This is a genomic window from Naumannella cuiyingiana (genome assembly GCF_013408305.1).
Taxonomy (GTDB): domain Bacteria; phylum Actinomycetota; class Actinomycetes; order Propionibacteriales; family Propionibacteriaceae; genus Naumannella; species Naumannella cuiyingiana.
Window position 1 is genome coordinate 3,140,276 of sequence record NZ_JACBZS010000001.1, and the last position, 18,587, is coordinate 3,158,862.

The window sequence follows — 18,587 nt, forward strand, 5'->3', positions numbered from 1 at the left end:
GCGCCGATCGCGGTGACCAAGAGAGCCCCGGCCAGGATCAGCCTTTCTCGAAGCCAGACAGACGCACTGCCCAGTGACCGCGCGGCCAATGGCCAAGACCTCGCGGGTCGGGGCGAAGGCGCCGCCACATGTCGCTGGGGATCGTCGGTGTGCGTCATCGTGGACATCGTCGCATTGGGATGTGACATCGACCGCCGTGCAGCCCGGATGGATGTACGTGGGAGACGTAGCGTTGCCCTTCATCTCGTCGGCATTGCCGTCTCCGAGGTCCTGGCACACCAGGTTCGCCAGCAGGTCGCTGATCACTTGCGCCAGATCCTCCTACGCCGGCGCGCTCTCCTCAGCGCGGGACAGCGACTGGGCTCACGCTCGTGCCCCAACCGATCTGCGCGTGGTCGTCGTTCACCGTGAACCCCCGGCGCGGAAGGGTTGTTCGCGGACTCTCGCTCGACCGACTTCGTGGAGATCAGGGTCGTGTGCCATCCAAGTACGCCGCGGTGGTATCGAAGAATGGGCGCTGCGTCCAGGACTTGTGGTCTCCGATGACGTAGAGCCGCCTCTTTGCGCGGCTGACGGCGACGTTGACGAGGTTGGGAGCGGCCGAGGCCCAGCGCTTCGCGCCAGGCTTGCGGGGGTCTCCGCCAAGGACCAGGAACACAACGTCGGCCTCGCGTCCTTGGGCGGTGTGAACCGTTCCTGCTGTGATGCCCGGATAGTCGTCGTCCAACCGCGAGAGTTGGTTGGCGATCGCGCGGAACGGGGAGATTGCGATGATCTGATCGGGACGGATGTTCGCGGCGAGCAAATGGTCGAGCCGCTCGCGCAGACAGGTGATCTCGTCCACCTGAAGGTGGGTGCCAGGCTGCCGCGCAGGAACGTCGTACCACTGGCTTGCCGGTACGTCGTCGCGGTCGTCTCCATTGCGGCCGCTCACCCCATTGACCATCAGCCCCTCGTAGGCGATCTGGTTGCAGATGTCGAACATGGGGGAATCGCAGCGACGGTGCACCCGCAGAGGTGCGCTCACCCACAGGCTTCGCTGCCCAAGGCTCAGGGTCGTCCCGTGCTTGCCCACCCTGTCCGCCAGATGTTGAACGGACGAGTAGGCGGGGATCCAGGTTTCGCTCAGCGTGAACTGACGAGCAAGATCATGTTGTGCCTTCGGCGGCACCGTGACCACAGGGGTGAGTTGCATGGGGTCGCCGACGGCGATCACGTGCTTGGCTCGCCAGATGGCACCGACTGCGTCCTGTGGAGAGGCTTGCCCTGCCTCGTCGATCAAGAGCCATCCGATTGCGCCTGCCTGCAGTCCCCTGAGCATGGAGGGCACGGAGGCGAACGTCGTCGAGACAAGGGGGACGACCATGAACAGGAACTGCCACGCGGCAAGCCGGGCAGCCGAGCGGAGGTCCGTGGGCGCACGTCCCGTCATCACATCGAGGGCACCATGGAGGGCCTGACGGGCGCCCTTGGCGTTGGCCAGGAATGCGACGTGGAGGTTGAGTGCTGCATGAAAGAGGTTTGAGCGAGCGGTGTTGACCTCGGGATCCAGCCAGGCGCCGTGGAGTTCGCGCTGGCGCTCGTCGGCCAGCCACCGCGGGCTCGGGTAGGTGCTGCCGTATCGCTGGTAATCGTGCGATAGGGCTGCATCCAGTCCGGCCCATTCGCTGGACAGCCGTGTGAGTGCGGCCCGGGCGGCGTCGTGTCTTGCCTGCCACCTGTTCGCCTCGCCGTGCAGATGGGAGAGGCGGTTCGCTGCGGCGATCTGCTCGCGTTCGGCTTCGTCCAAGGCATGGGTCAGCGGGACCAAACGCTGGCGCCAGTCCTTGGTGGCGCGGCCCCAACTCGTGACCCCTTCCCACCATCCGGGCTTGAGCAGTAGATGACGTTCGTGCCGGGCGCGTGCCGCTGCGGCCATCTGCCCGGCGGTGGCCAATCTGGCAGCGGCGTCGTCAACGTGACGGCGAGCGATCCGGACAGAAGTTGCTGCCGTGCTCGCGTCAACGTCCGCTCGTCGTTGTTCAGTCTGGAGTTCCTGTGCCCGTGCCAAGCGGCGGGCGGCCTGATGGCGATCCGAGAGGACTTCTTCGAGGGCGCGCCGCGCATCATTGAATGCGTTCCGCGCCTCAGACCAGTTGGGGCGACTCCGAGGGTCGGCTTCCCACCCCTTGAGCAGGTCCTGCATTCCGGCCACCGCGGCGGCGCCGGCGTCAGCATCCTGCGATCTCCTCGGTGTGGTGCGACCGAACCAGAATGCGGATTCGAACTTGCTGCGGTTGGCCGCATTCCCGAGGCGAGCGGCGATCAATCCCCATCGGCGCCCAGGTCTGACACCGTCCCCTTCTGGCCGGCCACCGCGCCGTCCGATCTCGGTGGCGAGGTCGGCGAAGTAGTCGATTTCGTCCCAGGCAGGGAAGATGCTTTCTCGGAGCGGCAGTTCATCCGAGACGTTGGCGACAGCGGAGTTGTTGGACGAGGCGACGATCATCTCGAAGCCCGTGAACTCCGGGCGCAATTGCCGAACCCTGCGGGTGTAGTCCCCTGCCTTCCATTGATGGTCAAGCCCATCGAATGCGTGGTCGGGATGGTCCAGTTGCGCCAGGCGGAACGCTCGTCGCGTCACGTTACCCGCGAGTATGTCACGTAGCATCGTGGTCTTGCCGGTCCCTGGCGGACCGTTGACACCCAAGAGGCTCACGCCGCACTCATCCATGGTCTGCGCCTGATTGACTGCGAACTGCTGGCTGGTCGACAGCGGATGCTCCGGGTTGGCCGGCCATCTGCCAAGCGGCAGGTTCCAAACGGTGGTCCCCGACACCACGACCTCGGGGTGGGCTCGCACGTCGACCCGGTCGGCCACCTGGACTTCTTGGTCGAGTGTCAGGTACGCATTGAGCGCTCGGCCCCAAGTCGGTGCGGCCGCAATGGAGCGCAAGTCGTTCAGGTGGAAACTGTTGAGGAAGTCGAAGCCTGGTAGTTCCTGGGCTCGGTCCTCGCTAATCTGCCTGCTTGCGATGGTGACGTCGTTGGTGTGAAGCGGGGCCAGGCCGTCGATGCCTGCGGCGCGGACGGCCAGAGCACGAATCTTGCGGATGTCAGCGGCTTTCAATGGGGGTTCGTCGTCCTCCGGCCCATTCACGCTGTCGGCAAGATGGACATCGATCTCGTTGCGGAGGTGCTGGTCCGCGATCTCGAACCCGTCGAACCAGCCCGGGTGGTTCACGCCCGGAGAGATTGTGCGGCCGATGCCCCACAGCGCGGACGAGAGCACCGCGGAGTTGGCGATGTAGTGGCCGTTCTGATCCACGACGAACGCCGCGCAAGCGCTCAGCCCACCGGGTCTTTCCTCGTAGGCGTCCTCATCACGAGGGAAGACCCGGTGCAGGTGCTCGAAGAGTCCGCCGACGGCGTACACGTTGAGGTACACGGTGTGCTGCCACACAAGGGGAGTCTTCCCACGGCTGCGAGGCGGCGGCAGCACTTCCCACGGCAGCGGACCTCCATCTCGCCACGCCACGACCGGGCGTTGCTGATTCCTGGGATCGGGCGGATCGACCTTCTGCGTGCTGAAGAGTTCCAGCACGTGCCAGTACCGGACGATGTCGCGCTGCTGCGGCGTCATGGCTCTCCCCGTTGGACGGATGTCGCGGTGGCTACCGGTCCGTTACGAGCAGCAAGCGCTGCTTGTGCGCGGCGCCGAGTTGCGCCTCCCGGCAAGCGCGGGCGAGGTCGCGCCTCTCCTCGTTCAGCCAGTCTTCTCCCAGCGAGGCGTCAACAATCTGCACACGGTCGATGCTCATGACGGCTTCTCTCGTCCCGAGGTGAGTGGTCGGTCGCTAGTTCAGCATGAGGCACCGACAGTGCAAACCGCTGCACGCCGTGGACTGGCTCCACTGCCCAGACCGCCCCGTACCTGGTACCCGGAAAACCTGCCCGATCGGCCTCCCAGTCCTGGGCGGGCTGCTCTTCGTCGCCCTCGGCTGCGTTCGGTACAACGATTTCTGCCAAGTCGGGATTTCTGCAAGTCGCTACGAGCGACCCTGAGTGGGTGTCCGAGGGGGGACTTGAACCCCCACAGCCATTTCTGGCCACTAGCACCTCAAGCTAGCGCGTCTACCTATTCCGCCACCCGGACGAGGTGTGCCCCGGGCGGGTCCGGAGCGCAGTGAACTATAGCAACTCAGCCCGGCGCGAGCACATCGCGAAGCCGCCCGGTGGCCCGTGTTCGGATCAGTGGGAGCAGTTGGGGCAACTGCAGTTCGTGCAGGTGCAGTCGGCGCAGTTGTCCGTGCAGTTCGGGCACTGGCACTTGGCTTCGGCCATGGCGTCCTCCTTGGTTGCCCCGATTGTCGACCCGACCCCGCGGGATGGGCAAGGGCTGCCCGCGCGACGATGGGTCCATGACCGACGCAGCGACCACGCGCCCCGGCACGAGACGACCCGATGCGGAGGTGGTCGACCTCTGCGCGGAACTGATCAGGATCGACACCACCAACTTCGGCCCGGGCGTCGACGGGCCCGGGGAGCGGGCGGGCGCCGAGTATGTCGCCGCGAAGCTCGACGAGGTCGGCATCGATTGCACCCTGTACGAGTCCGAGCCGCGGCGTACCACGCTTGTTGCGGATTTCGCGCCCGAGGGGACCGAGCCGGGCGCCGAGCCGCTGCTGATCCACGGACACCTCGACGTGGTGCCGGCCGATGCTGCCGACTGGACGGTCGATCCGTTCGCCGGCGAGTTGCGCGACGGCATGGTCTGGGGGCGCGGCGCGGTGGACATGAAGGACTTCGACGCGATGGTGCTCTCGGTGGTACGCGACCGCGTCCGGACGGGCCGGGCTCCCCGGCGCCCGCTCCGGCTGATCTTCACCGCCGACGAGGAGGCCGGCGGGGTGCTCGGCGCCGACTGGCTGGTCCGCAACCATCCGGAGACGGTCGAGGGCTGCACGCACGCGATCGGCGAGGTGGGCGGATTCTCGTTGACGGTACGCGATGACCTGCGGCTCTATCTCGTACAGACCGCCGAGAAGGGGATGGCCTGGCTCAAGCTGATCGCCGACGGCACCGCGGGGCACGGCTCGATGCGCAACGACGACAATGCGGTCACCGAGCTGGCCGCCGCCGTCGCCCGGATCGGCAGCCACCGCTGGCCACACCGGATCACCGATGCCCAGCGCGCGTTCCTCGACGCGATCGCCGACGCCTGGCAGGTCGAGCTCGATCCCGACGACGTCGAGACCACACTCGCGCGGCTCGGCTCGATCGCCCGGATGGTCGGCGCGACGATGTCCAATACCGCCAACCCGACGATGCTGCAGGCCGGTTACAAGGTGAACGTGATCCCGGGCCGCGCCACGGCGGGCCTGGACGGGCGGATCGTGCCGGGTGGCGACGAGGAGTTCTTCGCGACGCTGTCCGAACTGCTCGGGGACAAGGTGCGCTACGAGATCGACGTGCACAGCTCGGGGATCGAGACCGAGTTCGCGGGCGGGCTGGCCGATGCGATGCAGGCGAGCCTGGCCGCGGAGGATCCGCATGCCCGGGCCGTGCCGTTCCTGATGAGCGGTGGCACCGACGCCAAGGCGTGGCACCGGATGGGAGTCCGGTGCTTCGGTTTCGCCCCGCTCCGGCTGCCCCCCGAGCTCGATTTCGTCGGCATGTTCCACGGCGTGGACGAGCGCGTGCCGACCGATTCCCTCGAATTCGGCGCGCGCGTCCTGGACCGATTCCTCGACCTCGCCTGAAGAGTTCGATTTCGCCTCTTCCGCAACACGCGCCACACCCATTACCGTCACGCGCCACGAGGGCCCGACCGTGGCCCGGCGCCGCGCCAGCGGCCCGAACGAGGCGGTAGCCATGACGAACCCACCCGGCCGACCCAACTTCGAACCCCCCGCAGCGCCGCCGGCCGCGCCGCGGCGGACTGGCGTCTGGGCGACCGCACCGCGCGCGGGCACCGTCGTCGGGGAGCCGCCCGCCGGGCCCGAGCGGGTCGGCCGCGGGCTGTTGTTCGCGCTGCCGGCACTGGTTGTCGGCGCGGCGGTTGCGGTGGCGATCTGGTCCTTGGGCTACATCGCCTCGATCGCCGCGGTGGTCATCGCGGCCGGCGCCGTGGTGCTCTACGCCCGCGGCGCCGGTCGGCCACCCGAACGCGGCGTCGCTGCGCTGGTCGGGCTGATCGTGGTCGGGCTGGTCGGCACCTTTCTCGCCTGCATCGGCGCCGATCTGTCGGCCTACTACGACGCGGAAAGCGCACAGATCGACTACGGCCGTGCGGAGTTCCTGGCCGTCAACCTGGTCAATCCCGACGTGCTCGGGGGATACCTCCCCGACGCGTTGATCTTCCTGCTCCTCGGCGCGCTCGGCGCCGGCGGAACCCTGTTCCGGCTGATGCGCCGGGATTCGCACCCGACGGCCGACCCCGCCCGGTAACAACAGGCCCTTTACGTAACACACGTCACAGCAGTAACCTGCCGCCGAGCCGCTCGCTCGGCTCTCCGGATCATCCGAGGAGGCCTCGATGCCACCCTTCCCCGTCCTCGGCCCGGCACCCGCCGGAGCGCCGACCCCGCGACTGCCGCTGTCCGCGCGCGGCGGTACGCCCGAGTGGCTGCCCGAGACCTCCGCGGGCCCACGACCGTCCTTGGAGGAGCCGGTCGACACCACCGAGCACGTCGACCGCGGACTCGCGCTCGCGGCGCTCGGGCTGCTCGGCGGCGCGATCACGCTGATCGGCCTGTGGGCACCGGGTACGCCCTCGCCGATCTGGTGTTTCGCGATCGCCCTGCTCGCGTTCTGGCTCTACGGCAAGGGCGCGGGCCATGCTCCCGCCCGGGGCTTCCCGGCCCTGGTCGCCATGATCATCGGTGGCCTGGCCGTCACCTTCGTGGCGTGTCTGGCGGTCGGCCTGTACGCCTACTACCGCGAGTATGCACCCCAGATCGCACTGCCCGCGCTGCCCTTCGTGATCGCGAACCTGACCGCTCCCCAGCTCTGGTCGGCCTATCTGACCGACGGAATGCTCTTCGTGCTGTTCGGCGGGCTGGGCGCACTGGCCGGAGTGGTGCAGTTGTTCCTCGGCCGCGAGCGCCGGCCGTTGCGGGCGCGGCGCGCCGCCTGAGCCGCGGTCCGCGGGGTTGTCCGCGCGGCTAGGGTGTCTCGCCATGGGAGTCACCGCGATCGAGTACGAGGAGCAGCGGGTACGCCTGGACCGGACGCTGTCGAGGCGAGCCGTCGCCCGCCTGCTCACCGATGCCGCGGAGTACCGGGGCTGGGAATTGCATCGGCTGCGCCGTTACCGCGATGGCACCCGGGACGCCTGGATGCGGCGCAAGATCATTCGCGCCCGGCGCACCCTGCCGTGATCATCAGGCGCCGGTCTCGGCGCCGCGGGCCGCGACCGGCCCGCCGGAGACATCATCGAGGGCGGCCGCGATCTCGGCCGGCAACTCCATCTCCTCGGTGCGCAGGCAGGTGATCAACTGGTCGGCGGTCCGCGCGCCGAGCAACGGGGCCGTCACCCCGGGCGCATCGCGTACCCACAGCAGCGCGACCTGCAGCGGCTGCAGATCCATCCCGTCGGCGGCCCGGGTGACCGCCTCCACCACGCCGCGATAGCGCTGCTCCAGATAGGGCTCGACGAACCAGGCGAAATGATCACTGGCACCGCGCGAGCCGCGCGGCAGGCCGGCGCGATACTTCCCGGTGAGCACGCCACGGCCCAGCGGCGACCACGGGAAGAAGCCCATCCCGAGCCGCCGGGTGGCCGGCAGGATCTCCATCTCGGCCCGCCTGGCCAGCAACGAGTACTCCGCCTGGCCGCTGGCCACCGGCGTGCGGCCGGGCACGGCCCGCTGCCAGGCCGCCGCATAGGCGGTCTGCCAACCGACGAAATTGGACACCCCGACATAGCGGACCCGACCGGAGGAGACCGCATAGTCCATCGCGGCCAGGGTTTCCTCGATCGGCGCCTCGCCGAAGGCGTGCACCTGCCACAGATCGATCCAGTCCGTGCCCAGGCGCTCCAGCGACTGATCGAGATCGTGCAACATCCCGCTGCGCGAGGTGTCGACGACCCGGTGCCCGTCGCGGACGCCGAACCCGGCCTTGGTTGCGATGATCATCTCGTCCCGCGGGACGACCGAGTCGAGCAGCGTGCCGAGCATCTGTTCCGCGGCGCCGCGACCATAGGCAGCGGCGGTGTCGATCATGGTCCCGCCCGCCTGGTGGAAGGTGGTCAGCAGCGAACGAGCCTCGGGCATGCCGACATCACTGCCCCAGGTCATCGTGCCGAGGCCCAGGCGCGAGACCTGCAGCCCGGTATGGCCGACATGGCGACGGATCATGCGTCGACACTACAATCACGCCCAGTCGGGTCCCGAATCCCACGCAGGAGGCGCAATGAAGCTGTCGCTGAACATCGGCTACATGACGGGTCGTGATCGTCCCGAGGACGCCCTGCGGCTGACCCGGCACGCGGAGATGCTCGGCTTCGACACCGTCTGGGCCGCCGAGGCGTACGGCGTCGACTGCGTCTCCTTCCTCGCCTGGCTCGCCGGGCAGACCTCGAAGATCAATGTCGGTTCGGCGGTGATGCAGATCCCGGGGCGTACCCCCGCGATGACCGCGATGACGGCGACCGGGATGGATGCCGTCAGCGGGGGACGGTTCCGGCTCGGACTGGGGGTTTCCGGACCCCAGGTCGCCGAGGGCTGGCACGGCCGGCCCTTCGCCAAGCCGCTCGCCCGCAGCCGGGAGTATGTCGGCATCGTCCGTGCCGCGTTGTCGGGCGAGGTGGTCAGCAGCGACGGTGAGCACTATCCGCTGCCGCTGCCCGGCGGGGCCGGCAAACCGCTCAAGATCATGGCGCGTCCGGTCGCCGATCGGGTGCCGATCTATCTGGCCGCGGTCGGTCCGAAGAATGTCGAGCTGGCCGGGGAGATCGCCGACGGACTGCAGGCGATCTTCTACGCCGCCGACGCCTCCGAGGGCCTGAACGCGGCGATCGACGCCGGCCTCGCGCGCTCCGGGCGTACCCGCGACCAGTTCGACGTGATGGCCAGCGTCCCGCTCGCCGCCGGCGACGACGTCGCCGCGGCCGCCGACTCGTTGCGCCCGCACGTCGCGCTCTACGTCGGCGGGATGGGCAGCCGGAAGCAGAACTTCTACAACGCACACGCCGTCCGGATGGGGTACGCCGACGCGGCCGCGCGGATCCAGGACCTCTACCTGTCGGGCAACCAGCGCGAGGCGGCGCGGGAGGTGCCGCAGGAGCTCGTCGAGCGGGTGGCGCTGGTCGGCGATGTCGGGCGCCTGACGACATCGTTGCGCGCCCTGGCCGACAGCGGCCTGACCAACTGCGCGGTCAGCCCCGCCGGCACGGGCGTCGACGCCAAGATCGCTCAGCTCGACGCGCTCGCCGAGGCGTACCGCAACCTGTGATGATCATCCGGTCGTGACCGGCGGGATGATCCCGGCCAGCAGCAAGATCGCCAACCCGATGGCCAGCGCCACCCGATAGATCACGAACGGCGCAAAGCTGTGGTTGCTGATGTAGCGCATCAGCCAGTGGATCACCGCGAGGCCGATCGCGAACGCCAGCACCGTGGCGACGATGATCGGGCCCCAGGCGGGATCGGGCTCGTCGGCGACGTCGGTCAGCTTGTACAGCCCGGAGCCGAAGACGGCCGGAATGGCCAGCAGGAACGAGTACTCGGCCGCGGCCCGGCGGGTGTAGCCCATGAACAGCCCGGCCGTGATCGTGCCGCCCGATCGCGACACCCCGGGCACCAGCGCACAGGCCTGGGCGATGCCGAAGATGATGCCGTCGCGCCAACTGATCTGGTCCAGTTCCTTGGTCTCCTTGCCGACCCGGTCACCGAGGCCCATCAACAAGCCGACGCCGGCGAGCATCGCCACCGTGATCCACAGATTGCGGAACGGTCCCTCGATCAGCGGCTCGAGCACGACGCCGAGGACGATGATCGGGATCGAGCCGAGGATCACCAGCCAGCCGAGGCGGGCGTCGGGATCGTTGCGGGGGATCTTGCCGACGAGCGCCAGGCACCAGTGGCTGAGGATCCGCCAGATCTTCTTGCGGAAGTAGACGACGACCGCGGTCTCGGTGCCGAGCTGGGTGATGGCGGTGAAGGCGGCACCCGGGTCCGAACCGAACTGCTGCCCGACGATCGAGACGTGTGCGCTCGACGAGATGGGCAAGAACTCGGTGAGTCCCTGGACGATCCCCAGGACGATCGCTTCCAGCCAGCTCATGCTCTTCCTCGTCGTCGGTGGTTGCGCGGTGCGGGCCCGCGGGCCCCGGGCAACACTAGGCGCTTGCCGCTCCGGCACCGTCGGACCCGGGTCGGGCCCGCGCGCCGCGAACTGCCACCGGGGTAGCGCCCGGCACCATGGAGCGGTGAGCATCCATGCCGACCACCCGTTCCTGCCGCCCGACGACGCCCGCGATCCGTTGCGCCGGCTCCGCGGCCGGCTCGCGGCGCCGGTGACGGTGTGGACGATCGGCGCGCCGGGGCAGCGCCCGGAGGGCTGGACCCTGTCGTCGGTGCTGATCGCCGACGGCGATCCGCCGGAGGTGCTCGGGCTGCTGGACCCCGATTCGGAGTTGGCCGATGCGCTCCCCGGCGCGACGACCGCGACCGTCAACGTGCTCGCCGAGGGTCAGGCCGCGGTGGCCGAAGCGTTCGCCCGCGTCGCGCCGGCGCCGGGCGGGCCGTTTCGCACCGGCGAGTGGCTCGACGATGCCCACGGTCCCCGGTTGGCCGGCGCCGCCGGCTGGTTGGGGGTACGCCTGATGCCGGACCCCGGGCGCGCCGGTTATGCCCTGTTGCTGCGCGGGGTCGTCGAGACCGCGCAGGTCGGCGGGGCCGAACCGCTGTTCCATCTGCGTGGCCGCTACCTGTCCTGACCCGCTCCGGGCGCGCGGGCGCGTCGGGCCGGCTCACTAGGCTGGCCTCATGACGACGGTGCTCCTGGTCCGCCACGGGCGTTCGACGGCCAATACCGCGCGCGTGCTCGCCGGCCGCACACCGGGGATCGACCTGGACGAGACGGGTCGGGGGCAGGCGAGCCGGCTCGGCGACGCGCTGCGGGAGGTCGAGCTGGCCGCCGCCGTGACCTCCCCGCTGGAGCGCTGCCGGCAGACGGCCGAGCTGATCCTCGCCGGCCGGGGGCTCGAGCCGGTCGTCGAGCCCGAACTGACCGAGTGCGACTACGGCGAGTGGACCAACCGGTCGCTGGGCGAGCTGGCGAAGGAGGACCTGTGGCGTACCGTGCAGGCCGCGCCGTCCGCCGTGACCTTTCCCGGCGGGGAATCGATGACGGCGATGGCGGCGCGGGGCGTGGCGGCGATCCGCGCGCATGCGGCCCGGGTCGCGGCCGAGCACGGACCGAACGCGGTCTGGCTGGCGGTCAGCCACGGTGACGTGATCAAGGCGATCCTGGCTGATGCGCTCGGCCTGCACCTGGACCAGTTCCAGCGCATCTCGACCCATCCGGCGGGCCTGTCGGTGCTGTCCACCCTCGACGGTCGGACCCGCGTGCTGACGCTGAATGCCGGGACCGATGTGGCGGCGCTGGTGCCGCGGGCGCCGGTGGGCGAGGGCACCCCCGGCGGCGACGTGGACGATCCGACCGAGCCCGGCGCGGGTTCGCCCGCGGAGGAATCCGGCGTTGCTGCCGGTGGCGGGGCCTAAGCTGGTCGCTATGTCGATCGTCGAGCACCGGTACGACGCTCCGGACCGATTCGTCGCCGGGACAGTGGGGGAGCCGGGAGAGCGGACGTTCTTCCTGCAGGCCCGCGAGGGCAACCGGATCACCAGCGTGGTGTGTGAGAAGCAGCAGGTCTCGGTGCTCGCCGAGCACCTCGGGCGGATCCTCGACGAGGTGGTACGCCGAAGCGGTGACGTGCCCGATGCCTACGCCCAGCCCCGTGACGTGCAGCCGCTCGATGCGCCGATCGACGAGGAGTTCCGCGTCGGCACGATGACGCTGGCCTGGGATCCCGACCAGGCCCGCGTGGTGATCGAGATGTTCGCCCAGACCGACGCCGCGGACGACATGCCCGACGACGAGACCTCGGCCGACGAGGTCGCCGCCGCCGAGTCCGAGCGCGCCGGCGAGGTCTTCGTGGTGCGGATCACGCCGGCCGGAGCGCGGGAGTTCGTGGCCCGGGCCAATGCGGTCGTCGCCGCGGGTCGGCCCGCCTGTCCCTTCTGCGCCCAGCCGCTCGACCCCGCCGGGCACATCTGCCCGCGCTCCAACGGCTACCGTCGTCCCCTGTTCGCCTCGGGTGAGTGAGGTCTCCGCGCTGGATCCGTCCTTCGCCGGCGAGCTGACGATCCGAGGGCGGCTGACGACGGCATCGAATGCGACCTTCCTGGTCCAGGTCGGCGATCGGTTGGCCGTCCACAAGCCGGTCCGCGGCGAGCGCCCGTTGCACGACTTTCCCGACGGCACGCTCGCCGCCCGCGAGGTCGCGGCGTACCGCCTGTCCAGTCTGGCCGGGTTCGATCTTGTCCCGGCGACCGTGCTGGTGGACGGACCGCTCGGCCCGGGTTCCCTGCAGGCGTGGGTGGACGAGGCCGACTACGACCTGGTGGACCTGATCAGCGAACACGATGATCTTGCCGGCCGGCTGCCCGTGATGGACGGCTTCGGCGCGGCCGACGAACCCGTCCTGGTGGTCCATGCCGACGATGATCGACTGCGCCGACTCGCCGTCTTCGATGTGGTGATCAACAATGCCGACCGCAAGGGTGGCCACATCCTGACCCGCGAGGGACGGGTGTTCGCCGTCGATCACGGCGTGTGCTTCCACACCCAGGACAAGCTGCGGACGGTGCTGTGGGGTTTCGCCGGCGAGCCGTTGACCGACGAGCACCGGGCACTGGTGGCCGCGGCCCGGGACGCGGCCGGCGAGTTGTCCGGGCTGTTGTCGGCCGCCGAGGTTGCCGCGGTCGCGGCCCGGGCCGAGGCGCTGCTCGCGGCCGGAGTACTGCCCGAGCCGGCCGAGCACCGTTTCCCGTTCCCCTGGCCGCCGTTCTGATCCGCGCGAGGCGGGCGCCGACACCGGGCGCGAAGGCCAGCCGGATCGCGGTTCGTTTCGTGCGGGCGCCCCGGCTGGCCTAGCATCGCCCGCATGCAGGCGTGGCCATTCCCACCCGTTCCGTCGCTCGCCCCCGATCGAGACGCCGGCCCGGTCCGCATCTTCGACTCGTGGTCACGCGAGGTCGTGCCCGTCGGGCCCGAGCGCGGGACCGCACGGATGTATGTCTGCGGGATCACCCCCTATGACGCGACCCATCTCGGGCACGCGGCGACCTATGTCGCCTTCGATGTGCTGCAGCGGCAGTGGCGCGATCTCGGGCTGAACGTCAACTACGTGCAGAACGTGACCGACATCGACGACCCGCTGCTGGAGCGCGCCGAGGCGACCGGGGAGGACTGGGTCGACCTGGCGGAGCGCGAGACCGAGTTGTTCCGCACCGACATGGCGGCGCTGAACGTGCTGCCGCCCACGGAGTTCGTGGGCGCGGTCGAGTCGATCCCGTTGATCAACCGGCTGCTGGAGCAGTTGCCCGACGGGGCGATCTACCAGGTCGACGATCCCGAACACCCCGACTGGTACTTCCGCAACGAGCTGGCCCCGCACTTCAACGAGATGGCCCGGCTCGGCGACGACGAGGCGCGCGCGCTGTTCGCCGAGCGCGGCGGCGACCCGGATCGGCCGGGCAAGAAGCACCCGTTGGACGGCCTGGTCTGGCGCGTCGAGCGACCGGGCGAACCGGCCTGGGACTCGAGCCTCGGCCGCGGCCGACCGGGCTGGCACATCGAGTGCACGGCGATCGCGAACCGCTTCCTCGGGCCCGCGTTCGACATCCAGGGCGGCGGCTCCGATCTGATCTTCCCCCATCACGAGATGTCGGCCGCCGGGGGTGAGGTGGCCACCGGCGAGCCGTTGGCGAAGGCGTACGCCCACAGCGGGATGGTCGGCCTGGACGGCGAGAAGATGAGCAAGTCCCGGGGCAATCTCGTCCTGGTCAGCAAGCTGCGCGAGGCCGGGGTCGACCCGATGGCGATTCGGCTCGTGCTGCTGGATCATCACTGGCGCACCGACTGGAGCTATGACGACGACCAGCTCGAGGCCGCGACGCAGCGGCTGGCACGGTGGCGCGCGGCGGTCACCCGGCGCGCCGCGCCCGAGGCCGAACCCGCGCTGGCCGCGCTCCGTGCCGCGCTCCGCGACGATCTGGACACCCCGACCGCGCTGCGGGTGGTGGACGAGTGGGCCGCCGAGGACGGGGCGGACGAGCACGCCCCCGGACAACTCGCCGAGGCGATCGACGCCCTGCTCGGGGTGCGGCTGTCCTGACCCGGCCGCCGGGTGTTGCCGCCGGGCTGGCATGATGGGGCCAGCAGGTAGTTCCTGCGTGTTCTGGGGTCGGTGAAAATCCGAGCCGGCGGTGAAAGTCCGCGACCCGATGGCAGCCAGTCATCGGTTGATGGGGTGGAAGTCCCCGACCGACGGTGAGAGTCCGGATGGGAAGAACACGAGGGCCCGCGGTGTTGCAGCGGTCGCGCCCATCCGGCGCATCGCTGATCCGCGCGTCATCGCTCCGACCCCGGACCATGCGGGGCTCGTCGAGCGGAGATGATCATGAATGAGTTCGTCTGGCAGTTCCTGAACGCCCAGATCGATGTCGGATTCGGCCAACCGATCCTGTTGCGCGAGATCGTCGGCAACGGATTCGGCCTGGCGAGCGCGGTGCTCGGGATGCGCCGCAAGGTCTGGGCGTGGCCGGTCGGCATCGTCGGCAATGTGTTGCTGTTCACCGTGTTTCTCGGTGGCGCGTTCGGTACGCCACAGCAGCTCGACCTGTGGGGGCAGGCCGGTCGTCAGGTGTTCTTCTTCGCCGTCAGCGTCTACGGCTGGATCCGGTGGGCGACCTATGCCCGGCATCACCCGGGTGATCATGTCGGCGTCCAGCCCCGCTGGGCCGGTCGCTCGGGACGGCTGCAGTTGATCATCGGTGGCCTGGTCGGCTGGATCGGCTTCTATTTCGTGCTGACCGCGCTGGAGAGCTGGAACGCGCTGGCCGACGCCTGGATCCTGACGGGCTCCATCCTCGCCACCTACGGCATGGCCCGCGGTTGGACGGAGTTCTGGCTGATCTGGGTCGCCGTCGACATCGTCGGGATCCCGCTGCTGCTGGCCGGCGGTTTCTACCCGTCGGCGATCATGTACGCCATCTACGGCGGGTTCGTGATCGCGGGGTTCTTCGCCTGGCGGCGCGACATCCGCAATGCCGGCGATGGCGCTGCGCCCGCCCGGGTCGGCGCCTGAGGATCGCGGCTAGGGTGCGTGCGTGAGCAAGGATTTCGCCGCCCTGTACGCCGAGCTGGCCGAGAAGGCGCGTACCCGTCCGACGGGCTCGGGCACGGTCGCGCGGCTGGACGCCGGTGTGCACGAGATCGGCAAGAAGATCGTCGAGGAGGCCGCCGAGGTCTGGATGGCCGCGGAGTACGAGGGCCGCGAACAGGCCGCCGAGGAGATCAGTCAGCTCATCTATCACCTGCAGGTGTTGATGCTGGCCCTCGACCTGGCGCCCGAGGACGTCTGGCGCCACCTGTGATCTCGCCGGCTCGCGCCCGGGCGGCGAGTGTGTGCCGAGCGGCTAGGCTGGCGCCCCGTGGAACCCAGTCCTGACCGTCCGCTGCTGCGCGTCGCCGTGCCCAACAAGGGCTCGCTGTCCGACGCGGCGATCCAGATGTTGCGCGAGGCCGGGTACCGGCAGCGGGGTGACAACAAGGAGCTGATCCTCGCCGACGACGCGAACGGCGTGGAGTTCTACTATCTGCGACCGCGCGACATCGCCGTCTATGTCGGCGAGGGCACGCTGGACGTCGGGATCACCGGCCGGGACATGCTGCTCGATTCCCGGGCGGCGGCCGACGAGACGGCGGCGCTCGGATTCGGCGGTACCCGGTTCCGCTTTGCCGCGCCGGCGGGTCAGGACTGGTCGGTCGAGCGGCTGGCGGGCAGCCGGATCGCCACCTCCTATCCGGGACTGGTCGGCTCCTATCTGGCCGACCGCGGCGTCGATGCGCGCCTGATCAAGCTCGATGGTGCGGTGGAGTCGGCAATCCGGCTCGGCGTCGCCGATGCCGTCGCGGACGTCGTGGAGACCGGGACCACGCTGCGCCGGGCCGGGCTGGAGCTGTTCGGCGAGCCGATCCTGGAATCCGAGGCGATCCTGATCGCGCGGCGCGGCGAGGTGCCGCCCGCCGGCCTTGATCAGCTCGCGCGGCGCCTGGACGGGGTGCTGGTCGCGCGCAACTGGGTGATGATGGACTACGACATCGCGGCCGAGCTGGCCGACCGTGCCGCCGCCCTGACACCGGGATTCGAATCGCCGACCGTGTCCCCGCTGGCCCGCGAGGGTTGGGTCGCGGTGCGCGCGATGGTACGCCGCGAGGGTTCGCAGTTGATCATGGACCAGTTGTATGCGCTCGGTGCCCGCGCGATCCTGGTCACCGACATCGCCGCCTGCCGGATCTGAGCGGGTTCGCGTGAGCGATCGGGCGTACCGCTTCACCTCGCGGGTGTCGATCATCGGCGCCGCCCTCGGCACGGGTGTGCTGACGGTCGCCGCGGTCCTCGGCTGGTTCGCACTGCCGGAGTTGAGCCGGGCGCTCTTCACGATCCCGCAGGTGCTCACGCTGATCGGCTTCCTGGTCGCCCTGGACGCGGTGATCTGGTCGTTGTCGGCCTCGGCGGTCCGCGCGGACGCCGGCGGCGTCACCGTGCGCAACGGGCCCCGCACCCGGCGGTACCCGTGGTCGGACGTCGCGGCGGTGAGCTACCGGCGCTCGGATCCCTGGGCCAATCTCGTGCTCCGCAACAGCGGCGAGCACGATCCGCCGCGTCGCCCGATGCTCGGCATCCAACGCGTCGACGGCGAACGCGCCGATCGAGCCGTGCGCATGTTGCGCGAGCTGCACCGCGCCGCGAGCTGACCGCACGCGCGGGCCTTCCGGCCGGCCGCGCTCAGTCCGCGCCCAACCCGACCCGGTCCGCCAGCCGGTCGAAGGCGAGTCGGGCGTACCGGTCGGCCGGGTCGATGGTGCCGACCAGGTGGCCGTTCAGCTCGAGGCTGGTGAATCCGATCAGCTCGCTGAGCACCGAGAACAGCGCGGCGACGGTCGCGGGCGCCAGCTCCGGGGCGCCCAGCCGGTCGGCGATGCCGCCGAGCTGGCGCACCAGGGCCGCGGGCCCCGGCACCTCCTCGGCCGCGCCGAGCGCGTCCCCGGCGGCGACGAGCACTTCGACGAATGGTGTGACCACCCGGGCCGCGGCGGGCACGGTATCGGCCGGGGCGGCGTACCCCGGGATCGGCGAGCCGTAGATCAACATGAACTCGTGCGGATGGTCGCGCGCCCAGTCGCGGAGCACCGCACAGGCGGCGACGAACCGGGCGCGCGGTGTCGCAGCACGCCGCCCGGCGGCCTGCTCGACGGCATCACCCAGCCGCCCGAAGGAGTCGATCAGCAGCGCCGTGATCAGCGCATCCCGCGAGGGGTAGTAGCGATAGACCGCCGACGACACCACGCCGAGTTCGCGGGCGACGCCGCGCAGGCTGAGCGTCGCCGCGCCCTGCTCGGCGATCTGGCGTCGCGCGATCTCGGTGATCTCGTCCAGGGTGCGGGCCCGGGCGCGGGCGCGCGGTGTGCTCGATCCGGCCATGAACCGATCCTGCCAGCTCCGCGACGGTGCGGGAGGGTTTCGCTCACAACAGAGAGCAGTGCTCTTGACTTCGTGCCGGAGGCGCGGCAGCCTTGGTTGACAGAGAGCACCGCTCTCGAATTGTCCACCGAGGAGCGATCATGATCCGTCGCCTGTCCCTGATCGCGCTGCCGGCGCTCGCCGGTTCGTGCTTCGCGGCCTACCAGATACTGCGGCCCTATCCGCCCACGAACCCCGAGACCGGGGCTGTCGGAGCGGCCGCGGTCGCCTCGAACGCCTGGACGGGCGCCCACACGCTCGCCATGGTCGGCATCGTCGCCCTGATGTTCTGGGTGCCGCTGATCGCGACCCGCTGGGGGAGGGGGTACGCCTGGCTGGGTCCGCTCGCCGTCGGCGCCGGGGCGGCCCTGCTGCCGTACTACGGGGCGGAGACGTTCGGCCTCGGTTCGATCGCCCGGCGCGCCGTGGCAGACGAGGACTGGTCGCTGCTGTCGACCTTCGCCGACGTCCGCTACGCGCTCGTGCCGACCATCACCTTCGCGCTCGGGCTGCTGGCGCTCGCGGTTCTCGGTGTGGCGCTCGCGGTCGGCTGGTGGCGCCGGGAGCGGCCGAGGGCGCTGATGCTGCCGATGGCGTTCGGACTCGTCGTCTACCTGCCGCAGTTCTTCACTCCGCCGGCGGGTCGGATGTCGCACGGGCTGCTGCTCGCCGCCGGCGGCATCGCCACCGCGGTCGCGCTGGTGCTGGCCCGGAGTGCGACCCCGATCCTTCCCGCAGAGCGACCGTCGGACGACGGCCGCACCCGCCCGACTGTGGCAGCCTAGGA

20 protein-coding genes, 1 tRNA gene and 1 riboswitch are annotated in these 18,587 nt (G+C 70.1%); of the genes, 15 read left to right on the forward strand and 6 right to left on the reverse strand.

The annotated features are described in order from the left end of the window. Positions 1-466: 466 nt before the first annotated feature. The 3 genes from GGQ54_RS14735 to GGQ54_RS14745 all read right to left on the reverse strand — a co-directional run bounded on the left by GGQ54_RS14735 (position 467) and on the right by GGQ54_RS14745 (position 4,135). Positions 467-3,622 carry a DEAD/DEAH box helicase gene (locus tag GGQ54_RS14735; protein WP_179446043.1) on the reverse strand — a complete coding sequence of 1,052 codons (3,156 nt, stop codon included), beginning with the start codon at positions 3,620-3,622 and terminating at the stop codon, positions 467-469. Positions 3,623-3,653: 31 nt separating this feature from the next. Next, a complete protein-coding gene (locus tag GGQ54_RS14740) occupies positions 3,654-3,800 on the reverse strand; it encodes a hypothetical protein (protein WP_179446044.1) in 147 nt (48 codons plus the stop codon). 249 nt (positions 3,801-4,049) lie between these two features. Beyond that, a tRNA-Leu gene (locus GGQ54_RS14745) sits at positions 4,050-4,135 on the reverse strand. Between the two features lie 265 nt (positions 4,136-4,400). Here GGQ54_RS14745 and GGQ54_RS14750 point away from each other — a divergent pair. The 4 genes from GGQ54_RS14750 to GGQ54_RS14765 all read left to right on the forward strand — a co-directional run bounded on the left by GGQ54_RS14750 (position 4,401) and on the right by GGQ54_RS14765 (position 7,361). Then, a complete protein-coding gene (locus GGQ54_RS14750) occupies positions 4,401-5,741 on the forward strand; it encodes a M20/M25/M40 family metallo-hydrolase (protein WP_179446045.1) in 1,341 nt (446 codons plus the stop codon). Between the two features lie 112 nt (positions 5,742-5,853). Next, complete coding sequence (locus GGQ54_RS14755) at positions 5,854-6,429, forward strand: hypothetical protein (RefSeq protein WP_179446046.1); 576 nt, start codon at positions 5,854-5,856, stop codon at positions 6,427-6,429. 88 nt (positions 6,430-6,517) lie between these two features. Further along, positions 6,518-7,117, forward strand: coding sequence for a hypothetical protein (locus tag GGQ54_RS14760; RefSeq protein WP_179446047.1), 600 nt, complete (start codon positions 6,518-6,520; stop codon positions 7,115-7,117). A 43-nt stretch (positions 7,118-7,160) separates the two neighbouring features. Continuing rightward, positions 7,161-7,361, forward strand: coding sequence for a DUF5703 family protein (locus GGQ54_RS14765; RefSeq protein ID WP_179446048.1), 201 nt, complete (start codon positions 7,161-7,163; stop codon positions 7,359-7,361). Between the two features lie 3 nt (positions 7,362-7,364). Here the strand turns inward: GGQ54_RS14765 and GGQ54_RS14770 are convergent, their stop codons facing one another. Beyond that, on the reverse strand, positions 7,365-8,342 hold the full coding sequence (locus GGQ54_RS14770) for an aldo/keto reductase (RefSeq protein ID WP_179446049.1): 978 nt from the start codon (positions 8,340-8,342) through the stop codon (positions 7,365-7,367). A 55-nt stretch (positions 8,343-8,397) separates the two neighbouring features. On the opposite strand from GGQ54_RS14770, the gene GGQ54_RS14775 reads away from it, so the two are divergent. Next, on the forward strand, positions 8,398-9,438 hold the full coding sequence (locus GGQ54_RS14775; RefSeq protein ID WP_179446050.1) for an LLM class F420-dependent oxidoreductase: 1,041 nt from the start codon (positions 8,398-8,400) through the stop codon (positions 9,436-9,438). A gap of 3 nt (positions 9,439-9,441) precedes the next feature. Here the strand turns inward: GGQ54_RS14775 and GGQ54_RS14780 are convergent, their stop codons facing one another. Next, complete coding sequence (locus GGQ54_RS14780; protein WP_179446051.1) at positions 9,442-10,269, reverse strand: undecaprenyl-diphosphate phosphatase; 828 nt, start codon at positions 10,267-10,269, stop codon at positions 9,442-9,444. 145 nt (positions 10,270-10,414) lie between these two features. Here GGQ54_RS14780 and GGQ54_RS14785 point away from each other — a divergent pair, with 145 nt between their 5' ends. The 9 genes from GGQ54_RS14785 to GGQ54_RS14825 all read left to right on the forward strand — a co-directional run bounded on the left by GGQ54_RS14785 (position 10,415) and on the right by GGQ54_RS14825 (position 17,034). Further along, positions 10,415-10,924 carry a flavin reductase gene (locus tag GGQ54_RS14785; protein WP_218843885.1) on the forward strand — a complete coding sequence of 170 codons (510 nt, stop codon included), beginning with the start codon at positions 10,415-10,417 and terminating at the stop codon, positions 10,922-10,924. Between the two features lie 49 nt (positions 10,925-10,973). After that, the gene (locus GGQ54_RS14790; RefSeq protein WP_179446053.1) at positions 10,974-11,711 is read left to right on the forward strand and encodes an MSMEG_4193 family putative phosphomutase; all 738 of its coding nucleotides are present in this window, start codon (positions 10,974-10,976) and stop codon (positions 11,709-11,711) included. A gap of 10 nt (positions 11,712-11,721) precedes the next feature. Then, complete coding sequence (locus GGQ54_RS14795; protein WP_179446054.1) at positions 11,722-12,315, forward strand: DUF3090 family protein; 594 nt, start codon at positions 11,722-11,724, stop codon at positions 12,313-12,315. Beyond that, the gene (locus tag GGQ54_RS14800; RefSeq protein WP_179443519.1) at positions 12,308-13,063 is read left to right on the forward strand and encodes an SCO1664 family protein; all 756 of its coding nucleotides are present in this window, start codon (positions 12,308-12,310) and stop codon (positions 13,061-13,063) included. Before GGQ54_RS14795 ends, GGQ54_RS14800 begins: the two co-directional genes overlap by 8 nt. Positions 13,064-13,156: 93 nt before the next feature. Further along, positions 13,157-14,389 carry a cysteine--1-D-myo-inosityl 2-amino-2-deoxy-alpha-D-glucopyranoside ligase gene (gene mshC, locus GGQ54_RS14805; RefSeq protein ID WP_179446055.1) on the forward strand — a complete coding sequence of 411 codons (1,233 nt, stop codon included), beginning with the start codon at positions 13,157-13,159 and terminating at the stop codon, positions 14,387-14,389. A 55-nt stretch (positions 14,390-14,444) separates the two neighbouring features. After that, positions 14,445-14,572, forward strand: a riboswitch (FMN riboswitch). 102 nt (positions 14,573-14,674) lie between these two features. Then, positions 14,675-15,361, forward strand: a complete 687-nt coding sequence (gene pnuC / locus GGQ54_RS14810; RefSeq protein ID WP_179446056.1) for a nicotinamide riboside transporter PnuC — start codon at positions 14,675-14,677, stop codon at positions 15,359-15,361. Positions 15,362-15,383: 22 nt separating this feature from the next. Then, a complete protein-coding gene (locus tag GGQ54_RS14815; RefSeq protein WP_179446057.1) occupies positions 15,384-15,650 on the forward strand; it encodes a phosphoribosyl-ATP diphosphatase in 267 nt (88 codons plus the stop codon). Positions 15,651-15,731: 81 nt separating this feature from the next. Next, on the forward strand, positions 15,732-16,577 hold the full coding sequence (gene hisG, locus GGQ54_RS14820; RefSeq protein ID WP_179446637.1) for an ATP phosphoribosyltransferase: 846 nt from the start codon (positions 15,732-15,734) through the stop codon (positions 16,575-16,577). Positions 16,578-16,587: 10 nt separating this feature from the next. Next, the gene (locus GGQ54_RS14825; RefSeq protein ID WP_179446058.1) at positions 16,588-17,034 is read left to right on the forward strand and encodes a PH domain-containing protein; all 447 of its coding nucleotides are present in this window, start codon (positions 16,588-16,590) and stop codon (positions 17,032-17,034) included. A 31-nt stretch (positions 17,035-17,065) separates the two neighbouring features. Here the strand turns inward: GGQ54_RS14825 and GGQ54_RS14830 are convergent, their stop codons facing one another. After that, positions 17,066-17,761 carry a TetR/AcrR family transcriptional regulator gene (locus GGQ54_RS14830; RefSeq protein WP_179446059.1) on the reverse strand — a complete coding sequence of 232 codons (696 nt, stop codon included), beginning with the start codon at positions 17,759-17,761 and terminating at the stop codon, positions 17,066-17,068. Between the two features lie 140 nt (positions 17,762-17,901). Between GGQ54_RS14830 and GGQ54_RS14835 the strand changes: the two genes are divergently transcribed. Next, the gene (locus tag GGQ54_RS14835) at positions 17,902-18,585 is read left to right on the forward strand and encodes a hypothetical protein (RefSeq protein WP_179446060.1); all 684 of its coding nucleotides are present in this window, start codon (positions 17,902-17,904) and stop codon (positions 18,583-18,585) included. Positions 18,586-18,587 lie beyond the last annotated feature (2 nt).